An 8,706-nucleotide genomic window follows, 5' to 3' on the forward strand; every position below is an offset into this window, starting at 1 on the left:
TGGAGCCGCAGTTGCTGTCGCAGCCGTGGCACGTCGCGGTCATCACCCTCGATGCGCTGCGTGTGCGTGCCAAGGCGCTGGGACTGTGGGCGCCCTTCCTTCCCGAGGCCTACGGCGGTGTGGGCATGCCGCTCGACGCGTTCGCGCGTCTGAGTGAGGTGCTCGGGTGGACGCCATACGGACATTACGTGTGCAACTGCCAGGCCCCCGATGTCGGCAACATGGAGTTGCTGCTCGCCTTCGGGTCCGACGACCAGAAGCGCGCCTATCTCGAGCCGCTCGCGCGTGGCGACATCCGCAGCTGCTTCGCGATGACGGAGCCCGAGCATGCCGGCAGCAATCCGGTCGTGCTTTCCACGACCGCGACGCGCGACGAGTCGGTGTGGGTCATCAATGGGCACAAGTGGTTTACCAGTAGTGCCGATGGTGCGGCATTCGCCGTGGTGATGGCCGTCACCGACCGCGAGGACGCGCGCCGCCATTTCCGGGCGAGCCAGATCATCGTGCCGCTCGATACGCCCGGCTACACGCTGCTGCGCAACATTGCCGTGATGGGCGAAAGCGGTGGCGGATGGTCGAGCCACGCGGAAGTGCGCTTCGACGATGTGCGGGTACCGGTGGGGAATCTGCTCGGCGCGCAGGGGCACGGGTTTGCCCTGGCGCAGGAACGACTCGGGCCGGGACGCATCCACCACTGCATGCGGTGGATCGGTATCTGCGAGCGCGCCTTCGATCTCATGTGCCGCTACGCGGCCACGCGCGAGATCGCCCCCGGTGAGGTGCTCGCCCGAAAGCAGCAGGTCGAGTTCTGGATCGCCGAGTCACGCATCGAGATTCACGCGGCGCGGCTGATGGTGCTCGATGCCGCCACGCGCATGACGCGCGAGGGGCAGGAGGCGGCGCGCGAGGAGATCGCCTACATCAAGGTGTTCGTGGCCAACACGCTGCAGCGGGTACTCGATCGTGCCATTCAGGTGCACGGTGCGCTCGGCATGACTGACGACACGCCGCTCGCCTGGTGGTACCGTCACGAGCGCGCGGCGCGCATCTACGACGGGGCCGACGAGGTGCACAAGAGCGTCATCGCGCGGCGGGCGCTTAAGGCGTACATCGTGGGGACTGACGGGGAAAAGCGTAAAGAGTAAAGCGTTGCCTCCCAACTGCACGCCGCCAGCGTACGCAGTGCTGTTATGTGGCAACTCATTACGCTGTCCCCTTTACGCCGTTCCGCCGAAGGCCCCATGTCCGACGCTCTGATTCCCGTCCGCGACGCCGATCTCGTTGACCTCGACGCGCTGCAGCGCTGGCTGGCGAGTGTCGCGCCCGAGTTCGTGCCGGCCGGCACCACGTTGTCGGCGCGGCAGTTCCCGGCTGGGTTTTCCAACCTCACGTATCTCGTCACGCTGCACCGTGCGGAGGGCGACCGCGCGCTGGTGCTGCGGCGACCGCCGCGTGGTGTTGCTGGAGGCATCGCGCACGACATGGTGCGCGAGTACGGGATTCTGGCGGCGCTGCACCCCCTTGGTGTCCCCGTGCCGCGCCCGGTCGCGTGCGGGGAGGATGCCACCGTACTCGGTGCGCCGTTCTATCTCATGGAGTACGTGAGCGGCGTGATTCTGCGGGGCGCGCCACCCGCGCGGCTTCTGGAGCCCGCAGAACAGCTGCCGACGCGCATGGCCGCCCTCTCGCGAACGTTCGTCGAGACGCTTGTTCAACTTCACGCGGTCCCGGTGGACACGCCTCCGCTTGCTCTGCTCGGCAAGGGCACGGGCTACGTGCAGCGCCAGGTGCACGGGTGGACGAAGCGATGGCAGGCGTCGCGCACGCGTCCCGTGCCGACCATGGACACGGTAGCCGCCTGGTTGACGGCTCATTGTCCCCCCGAGCGGGGGAGCGTGCTCGTGCACAACGATTTCAAGCTCGACAACCTCGTGTTCGATGCCACGTTGTCGGAGGTCCAGGCGATTCTCGACTGGGAGATGGCTACCGTCGGGGACCCGCTCATGGACCTCGGGACGTCGCTCGCGTACTGGGTGGAAGCCGGTGATGCCCCGATCTTCCGTTCGCTCGGCCTTGGGATCACGGCGCTCCCGGGCGCCTGGACCCGCGCCGATCTGGTGCGTGAGTACGGCCAGGCCAGCGGGCGCGACGTGAGCGACGCTCCGTTCTATCTCACGTTCGGCCTGTTCAAGGTGGCCGTCATCGCCCAGCAGATTTTCGCCCGGTACGAGCAGGGGCTGACGAGCGACGCCCGGTTCAGTCGGTTGGGGGACGTCGTAGAGGCGCTGGCGGAGAAAGCGGAAGGGGAGATGCGCGGGTAACTGCGGCGCCCGAATCGCGAGTGTCCGGTGTTTGACTGACAGCGATCCCGTTCAGGGTGAAGGGTTGTGCGTTCAGGGTCGTGGGTGGGTGCAGCACCCACCCAGAACCCTTAACACACGACCCTCCACGCTGTACGGGGGCGCAGCGGTCGCACACACGCGCCCTGACAGACGGTTGCGTAGTTGGCGCCCAGCAGGAAGAATCGGAGAGCGGTTTTCCCACCTCCCATTCTCCCCATGCGTACTCGCCTCACTCTCGCCCTCGGCCTCTCGCTGCCCACGCTTCTGAGCGCGCAGCAGAAACGCCCCGCGACGGCCGCAGCGACGTCCGGTCTCGCCGATACGACGTTCGCCGGTCTCGCCTACCGCAACATCGGTCCCGCCAACATGAGTGGCCGCATCGCCACCGTGACGGGCGTGCCGGGTGACCCGGCCACCATCTACGTGGGCAGTGCCTCCGGCGGGGTGTGGAAGAGCACCAACGCCGGCACCACGTGGATGCCCATCTTCGACAAGCAGCCGGTGCAGACGATCGGCGACATCGTGCTCGAGCCGGGTAACTCCGATGTCGTGTACGTGGGGAGCGGCGAGGGCAATCCGCGCAACTCCGTGTCGTTCGGCAACGGCGTCTACAAGAGCACCGATGGCGGCAAGTCGTGGAAGTGGCTCGGCCTTCCCGACTCGCGCCACATCGCGCGCATGGTGATCAATCCGCGCGACCCGCGCAAAGTGTACGCGGCGGCGCTCGGCTCGGAATACGGCCCCAACACCGAGCGCGGCGTCTTCATGTCGGAGGACGGCGGCGAAACGTGGAAGCGCACGCTGTACATCGACGACCGACACGGTGCGTCGGATATCGATATCGATCCGCAGAATCCCAATGTGCTCTACGCGGGCATGTGGTACTTCGACCGCAAGCAGTGGACGCATCGCTCCGGCGACGAGAAGGGCGGCATCTTCAAGTCGGTGGACGGCGGCAAGACGTGGGCGAAGCTCACGCGTGGTATTCCGTCGCTCACCGGTCGCATCGGTATCAAGGTCGCGCCGAGCAATCCGCGCATGGTGTACGCGGTGATCGAGAGCAAGGACGGCTTCGTGTTCCGTTCCGACGACGCCGGTGAGAACTGGCAGGCGGTCAGCCGCAACGCCAATACGATCGGCCGCGGCTTCTACTACGCCGATCTGCGCGTGGATCCGAAAAACGAGCACCACGTGTACACGCTGGGCATGTCGTTCATGCACAGCATCGATGGTGGGCGCACCTTCGTGAACGTGCCGGGCAATTTCCACGGCGACCATCAGGCGCTGTGGATCGACCCGCAGAATCCGAAGCGATTGCTCATGGGTGACGACGGCGGGCTCGAAGTGAGCTACGATGGTGCCGGCGCGTGGGAGTGGTTCGACAATCTCCCCGTTGGACAGTTCTATCAGCTGTCGTACGACATGCGCGAACCGTTCTACCACGTCACCGGTGGTTTGCAGGACAACGGGGTGTGGACCGGTCCCACGCGCACACGCAAGAGCAGCATCTACTCGTGGGAGTGGCGCTTCATCCAGTTCGGCGACGGCTACTACGGCATCAGCCATCCGGATGATCCGGACTGGTTCCTTTCCGACTATCAGGCCGGAGGTATCCAAGCCACGCATCTTGGCCGCTACGAAGTGCGTGAAGCCTCGCCGCAGCCCAAGCGGATGGACGGGTACTCGGCCGACTCCAACGCGGTGCGCTTCAACTGGAACGCACCCATCGTGCCCTCGCCGCACGACGGTCGTATCGTGTACTTCGGCGGCAGTACGCTCTTCCGCAGCGCCGATTGGGGGCGCACGTGGACCGCGTTGGGCGGTGATCTCAGCAAGAACGACAAGTCGCGTCAGGGCGATGCCGGCGGGCCGATTCTCAAGGAGAACACGGTCGCCGAGTACTACGGCACCATCTACTCCGTGAGCGAGAGCCCGGTGAAGAAGGGGGTCATCTGGGCCGGCACCGACGACGGCAACCTTCAGGTCTCGCAGGACGATGGCAAGACGTGGACGAACGTGGCGCCCAATGTGCCGGGCGTGGGCCCCGATGCCGTGGTGAGCGGCATTGAAGCCTCACGTACGGCGGCGGGTACCGCCTACGTCACGTTCGAACGGCACATGAGCGACGACTTCAAGCCGTACGCCTTCAAGACCACCGACTTCGGCAAAACGTGGACGAACATCACCGGGAATCTGCCGGCGAATGCGTATGCCCAGGTGATTCGCGAAGATCCGAAGAACCCCAACCTGCTGTACTACGGGTCGGAGTACGGACTCTTCGCCAGCTGGACCGGTGGCACGCAGTGGACCAAGCTCTCGCTCAAGAATCTGCCGAACGTGGCGGTGCACGAGGTGCTCGTGCATCCGCGCGACAACGATCTCATCGTGGCCACGCACGGTCGGGCGCTGTGGGTGTTCGACGATGCGTCACCCATTCAGCAGATGAACAGTGACGTCGCGGGCAAGCCCGTGCACCTGTTCCCTATGCGGGCGGCCATGCGCTACAACACGGGTGAGCAGTCATTCAACTACGGCCACAAGCAGTACCGCGGACAGAACGCCCAGTACGGCGCCCTCATCACCTATTGGCTGGCCAAGGGGACCGATGCGAAGGTGCCCGCCGATTCGGCGGTGCGTATCGAAATTCTCAAGGACGGCGCCGTGATTCGTCGCTTGCGTAAGGTGAGCGCCAGTGCCGGATTCAACCGCGTGGCGTGGGATCTGCGCATGGCGCCCTCGCTCACGTTGAGCGACACCCCGGCGGACAGCCTCGATGATGACGGCGCGCGCGGGCGCGTGCCGGGCGCGCAGGTGCTGCCGGGCACGTACACGGTGCGCATCACCGCGTTCGGGCAGACGCAGGAGCAGCCGCTCGTCGTGAAGCTCGATCCCACCGCGAAGTTCGCCGATGGTGAGGTGAAGGCCCAGTTCGAGCAGGCCACGCGCATGGTGGCCACGGTGAACACGCTCATCGAAACGGAGCGTGGACTCGCCGCCTTTGCCGCGCAGGCCGAGGAGCGCGCCAAGACCGCCAATACGCTGCGTGCAGCCGCCGCGAAGGAGCTGGTGATCGCCACACGCGAAGAACTGCGCAAGCTCGACTCCATCCGCCTGCAGCTCACGCGCCCCACCACCGATGTGGCGCCGTATTACTCCGAGGGACCGCGACCGCTGCAGCGCGCCTCGGCGCTGCTCTCCAACGTGGATAACGGGCTCACGCCAGTGATCCCCGGCCAGATGGAGTACTCCGGTGAAGTGCGCCGCGACGCCGACGTGGTGATCACAATGGTGGACACGCAGATCCAGTCTACGGCGAAGCGGCTCAATCCGATGCTGGAGAAGCTGGAGATGCCGAAGCTGGTGGTGCCGACGAAGAAGCCGGTGGCGATGTAGTGACCCTGGCTTCTTCGTGGCACCACGGAAGCTGATGTCACGAGAGCTGGTGCAACGGGAGCTACACTCACGGGAAATGCAACAACGGGAACTGCCCCAGTGGAGGAAGTTCCCGTTGTTCTATTTCCCGTGTCTGAAGCTCTCGTCCTACCAGCTTCCGTACGAAGCGCTCCCGTCGTTCAGCCGCTGTATACCTCAAACACGCCCGCCGCTCCCATTCCCCCACCAATGCACATGGTGACCATGCCGTAGCCGCCGCCGCGGCGGCGGAGGGCGTGCACGAGTTGGGTGGTGAGCTTGGCGCCAGTGGCGCCGAGGGGATGCCCGAGCGCGATGGCGCCGCCGTTCACGTTGATGATGTCGGTGGGCATGTCGAGTTCCTTGATGACCGCCAGCGCCTGCGCCGCGAAGGCTTCGTTGAACTCGATGAGCTTGAGGTCACTCAGCGAGAGGCCCGCCCGCTTGAGCGCCTTGGGCACCGCCTTGATGGGGCCGACGCCCATGATGCTCGGATCCACGCCGCCCACGGCGAAGCTCACGAAACGCGCGAGCGGCGTGAGTCCCAGTTCCTTCGCCGTGTCGGCGCGCATGACCAGCACCGCCGCGGCGCCGTCGGAATACGGCGAGGCGTTGCCCGCCGTTACTGTGCCCGTGGGGAGGAACGCCGGGCGCAGCTTGCCGAGCCCTTCGAGCGTCGTCTCCGCACGCGGGCATTCGTCGGTGTCGAACACCACATCGGTCACCGACTTCTCGGCGCCCTTCCACGTGAACTTCTGCGTGTGGATTGGCACGATCTCCTCGCGGAACGCACCACCCGCTACCGCAGCCGCGGCCTTCTGCTGACTGTCGTAGGCGAACTGGTCCTGCTGCTCTCGGGTGATGCCCCACTGCCGGGCCACGTTCTCGGCGGTGAACCCCATGCCGATGTAGCTCTCGGTGATCGCGGGCGACAGGCGCGCGTTGTAGCCGCTCATGGGCACCTGCGACATCATCTCGATGCCACCGGCCATCACGGCATCACCCTGGCCCGCGATGATCGCCTGCGCCGCGTAGGCCACCGACTGCAGCCCCGACGAACAGAACCGGTTGATGGTGGCCGCCGACGTTTCCACCGGCAGACCACCGCGCAACCACGCAAGTCGCGCGTGATTGAGTCCCTGCGAGGCTTCAGGCATTGCGCACCCCCACTGCACGTCTTCGATCACGGCCGGATCCACACCGGCCCGCTCGATAGCGGCCTTCATCACCGCTGACGACAGATCCACCGGATGCACGCCCGCCAGCGACCCATCGGCCTTGCCGCGGGCCACCGCCGAACGTGCGGCACTGACGATTACGACCTCGGTCATCTCCATCTCCTGTCGCGCGCTCAGTTGCGCAGCGGCTTGCCGGTCTTGAGGGTGTACGCGATGCGTTCCTGGGTCTCCTTGGTGCCCAGGAGCGAGAGGAACTGCTCGCGTTCGAGGTCGAGAACATCCTGCTCCGTCACATCGCGCGGCGTGCCGTCACCACCGCACAGCACGTAAGCCACCGCGCGTCCCACGCGCACGTCGTGCGCACTGGCCTGACCGGCTTCCTTCGCGGCCCACAGCGCGTACTCGAGATTGCCGATCCCTTCGCGGCCCAGCGCCCGCACCGTACGCTCGGCAGGAGGCAGGTAGCCCGGCGCCAAATCGAGTACACGCTGCTTGGCGTCGCTGAGATGCTGATCCCGATTCATCGAAATGCGATCGCGATCACGCAACAGCCCCATGGCGCGGGCTTCGTGTGCCGACGTACTGGTGCTGGCGAACGCGATGAGCTTGAACGCACGCTTGACGGCCGCAAAGAGATCCACCTCTTCGTACTGCTGCAGTTCGCTGGTGAAGCGCATGAGCAGTTCCTTCGTCCCACCACCACCGGGGAGCAAGCCAACGCCGACTTCCACCAAGCCGATGTACGTCTCGGCGTGCGCCTGAACGGCGTCGGCGTGCAGCGTGAATTCGCAGCCGCCACCCAGGGTCATGCCGGCCGGAGCCACCACCACGGGGAAGGGCGCGCGACGAATGGACATCACGCTGTTCTGGAAACCACTGATCGACTGTGCGATGTCATCCCACGCACCGGCTGCGACCGCGAACGACACCCCCGAGAGATCGGCTCCGGCCGTGAACACGCGCGCGTCTTCGTTGCCGATCACCATGCCGTTGAAGCCGAGCTTCTCGACCTTGCGCAACGACTTCTCGAGCCCTTCGAGCACCCCCTGTCCGAGGGTATTCATCTTGGAGCGGAATTCGAAGCACGCCACACCGTCGCCCAAGTCGATGAGGCGCGACAAGCCGTTGTCTTCGAGCACGCGGCCGCTTTGCGCCAATCCTGCGAGCGAGATGCGTCCCGGAATACCGGGGATGGATTCGTACGTGCCGTCGAAGGTGAGATACTCGCCGTTCTTGTAGAACGAACCCTGCGCGAGTTCCAGCAGCGCCGGAATGTCGCGCCCTTCGGCCGTGAACTCCTGCTTGAGCCAATCGAGGCCGAGCGCGTCCATCACCTGAAAGGGTCCCGCTTCCCAGCCGTAGCCCCACTCCATCGCGCGATCGATGGCCACGAGGTCGTGCGCAAGCTGCGACGCCAGCGTGAGCGTATAGTGCGCCACGTCCACCACATGATCGCGAATGAACGCGCCCTGCGCGCCCGGCAGGTTCTTGATGGCGGGCAGTCGCTGCGGAATGGGGAGGCGAATGGCCGCGCCGATGTCGCCGTCCTCGAGCCGCTGCTGCGGAACGTAGCTCTTCGTCTTCCAGTCGAAAGTGAGCGTGCCCTGCTTGGTCTTCTGGTAGAAGCCACCGCCGGTCTTGTCGCCCAGCTTGCCCTTGGCCACCAGCTCTTCGTGCACCCACGCCGGCAAAGCGAAGTCCTCGCCCGTGGTCGCCCCGATGCCCTTGGTGACATGCGCCAGCACGTCGAGACCGGACAAGTCACCGGTGCGGAA

Annotated in this window: 5 protein-coding genes; 3 read left to right on the forward strand and 2 right to left on the reverse strand. The window is 65.6% G+C overall.

Features of this window, described 5'->3' with window-relative positions; all coding sequences use genetic code 11:
* The 3 genes from ACIQ6O_RS09370 to ACIQ6O_RS09380 all read left to right on the forward strand — a co-directional run.
* A partial coding sequence (locus ACIQ6O_RS09370) for an acyl-CoA dehydrogenase family protein (protein ID WP_396207523.1) occupies positions 1–1,145 on the forward strand: 1,145 nt, incomplete at its 5' end.
* A gap of 96 nt (positions 1,146–1,241) precedes the next feature.
* The gene (locus tag ACIQ6O_RS09375; RefSeq protein WP_396207524.1) at positions 1,242–2,321 is read left to right on the forward strand and encodes a phosphotransferase family protein; all 1,080 of its coding nucleotides are present in this window, start codon (positions 1,242–1,244) and stop codon (positions 2,319–2,321) included.
* Positions 2,322–2,558: 237 nt separating this feature from the next.
* A complete protein-coding gene (locus tag ACIQ6O_RS09380; protein ID WP_396207525.1) occupies positions 2,559–5,735 on the forward strand; it encodes a WD40/YVTN/BNR-like repeat-containing protein in 3,177 nt (1,058 codons plus the stop codon).
* Between the two features lie 179 nt (positions 5,736–5,914).
* On the opposite strand, the gene ACIQ6O_RS09385 is transcribed toward ACIQ6O_RS09380, so the two are convergent.
* Both ACIQ6O_RS09385 and ACIQ6O_RS09390 read right to left on the reverse strand, forming a co-directional pair.
* Positions 5,915–7,084 (reverse strand): thiolase family protein, encoded by a 1,170-nt coding sequence (locus ACIQ6O_RS09385; RefSeq protein ID WP_396207526.1) that lies wholly within the window; start codon positions 7,082–7,084, stop codon positions 5,915–5,917.
* A gap of 20 nt (positions 7,085–7,104) precedes the next feature.
* On the reverse strand, positions 7,105–8,706 hold a 1,602-nt coding region (locus ACIQ6O_RS09390; RefSeq protein WP_396207527.1), incomplete at its 5' end, for an enoyl-CoA hydratase-related protein.

Source organism: Gemmatimonas sp., from assembly GCF_044345575.1.
GTDB lineage: Bacteria > Gemmatimonadota > Gemmatimonadetes > Gemmatimonadales > Gemmatimonadaceae > Gemmatimonas.